This is a genomic window from Embleya sp. NPDC025285 (genome assembly GCF_055558835.1).
Map to the genome: position 1 here is coordinate 1 of NZ_JBVHLU010000285.1, position 1,642 is coordinate 1,642.

A 1,642-nucleotide genomic window follows, 5' to 3' on the forward strand; every position below is an offset into this window, starting at 1 on the left:
GGCCGTAGCTAGGCTCTTCTCCCGGGCTTTACCTCTTCTGGAGGGTCAGGCGCCCGGTGCCATGAAGGTCTTCATCTTCGGTGGATGTGGGGTGCACCTGCTGACGCACGCCCGCGGGAGCGCCGACATCGATGCTGAGGTCGAGGCAGCAAGGATCCTGCGCCGTGACGAGTTGGTGGCGGTGCTGGCAGATCCGGAGTTCTATGAGCAAGGGGACGAAGATCTCACGGTGGAGTTCGATCCGAACTACAACACGTCGCTTGGGCCTCTGCATGAGGACTATCGAGATCGAGCAATACCCTTGGATGGGTTCGACGGAAACCAGCCTCTGCATGTTTACGTGGCCGCTGGCGTGGATCTCGCTATTTCCAAGTTGAGCCGGTTTACAGAGCAGGACAAAGCTGATATCGAAGCGCTTATCGACAGTGGCCGTGTTGATGTCGAAGAGTTTGTTACACTGGCCACACAGGCAATCGATTATGCGGTCGGGAACCGCTCGGGCATGCTCAGCTGCTTGGCCGACGTCACTGAACCGTATTTGGAGGATGGGCACTATGGCTCGCCAAAACCCTGACGGCAATTTCGGCAAGCTCCTGGAGGATGTAACCCGGGGAGGGCTGCGCCATGCCTCGGCGGAGGCGCTTGCGGAGCTGGCCAAGCAGCTCTGGTACGGCCAGGGAGACTTGGTGTCTGTGCTGGAGGACGAGGTTTCCAGGCGTCTACGTCAGGTCGACCAGAAGCAGCGAGCGCTGTACCTGGTGGATCGGCTACGCCGCTTCCCCTGTGTACCGCGGGAGAAGGCCGCTTTGCTCAAAGCGTTCGTGTCGTCCTGGTCATCGCTCAAGCCTGCGGCGCGGTCGCCACGGGCGAGCCAGCTTGTGGCCACTCACCGCCTGGATAAGCTCGCGTTCGAGTGGGGGCTGGAGGAGGACGTGAGCCCGCAGATGAAGGAAGTCCTGCAGTACCAAACCCGGCACTATGCGGCTACGCAGGGCGTGAGTACCGGATATAGTGACGGTGCTCCGTCGCCGGCGGAAGACCGCAGCAGGGCGGTAGTGGCTATGGCGCGGTGAAGGAATGGACAGAAGCAAGAAGGGCCGCGCAAGCGGCCTTTCTTGTTTGCGCGGGTGCTTATGCTGTCGGCAGGCGGTAGCCGTCGATGTAGCCCATAGTCACCAACCGCACGGGTAGCTGGGGAAGCAGAGGTTGATGTCGAGCATCAATTCTTCGTGGGGCCGGGGAGACCAGAAGTAGTACCCAGCGAGCCGTGCAAAATAGACGGGCTGGCCGGCAGCTTCGCCAACGACCTCGATCTGCTTCCCGAAGCTCTTGAGAAGGTGTGCTACCTCATTACGCATTGAGGTCAGCGCCTCGTTCACGAGTTGATTAGGCGTCAGGTCAGGATTCGGCTCCGCGTCGGGATCCATGCGCTGGTTGACCATGCACCAGTGATATCGGAACAACTCCCACTCTTCAGTCGGTAGCTTGGTGGTGATGTGCTGCAGCACGGTCTGTTTGAAGAGATCCTGGTCATGCTGGGGGATGCTGTTCAGCATATCGTCACGCCTCGCTGGTGGCCGCATGGGTTGAGGAGATAGGGGACGCAGAGAAGCCGGCGAACTCGCTCTCAAGCCAGTCCTCA

Annotated in this window: 3 protein-coding genes; 2 read left to right on the forward strand and 1 reads right to left on the reverse strand. The window is 60.3% G+C overall.

The window, feature by feature from the left end:
- Together ACZ4FV_RS52255 and ACZ4FV_RS52260 are read left to right on the forward strand one after the other, a co-directional pair.
- On the forward strand, positions 1-574 hold a 574-nt coding region (locus tag ACZ4FV_RS52255), incomplete at its 5' end, for a DUF6036 family nucleotidyltransferase (RefSeq protein ID WP_465328521.1).
- Positions 555-1,073 (forward strand): hypothetical protein, encoded by a 519-nt coding sequence (locus tag ACZ4FV_RS52260; protein ID WP_009685678.1) that lies wholly within the window; start codon positions 555-557, stop codon positions 1,071-1,073. The genes ACZ4FV_RS52255 and ACZ4FV_RS52260, both read left to right, overlap by 20 nt.
- 99 nt (positions 1,074-1,172) lie before the next feature.
- Here ACZ4FV_RS52260 and ACZ4FV_RS52265 read toward each other — a convergent pair whose 3' ends face one another.
- Positions 1,173-1,556 (reverse strand): hypothetical protein, encoded by a 384-nt coding sequence (locus ACZ4FV_RS52265; protein ID WP_009685679.1) that lies wholly within the window; start codon positions 1,554-1,556, stop codon positions 1,173-1,175.
- Positions 1,557-1,642 lie beyond the last annotated feature (86 nt).

Bases quoted from the DNA above. Each gene is read 5' to 3' on its own strand.
- ACZ4FV_RS52265 (WP_009685679.1), bottom strand. From the start codon at position 1,556: ATGCTGAACAGCATCCCCCAGCATGACCAGGATCTCTTCAAACAGACC.
- ACZ4FV_RS52260 (WP_009685678.1), top strand. From the start codon at position 555: ATGGCTCGCCAAAACCCTGACGGCAATTTCGGCAAGCTCCTGGAGGAT.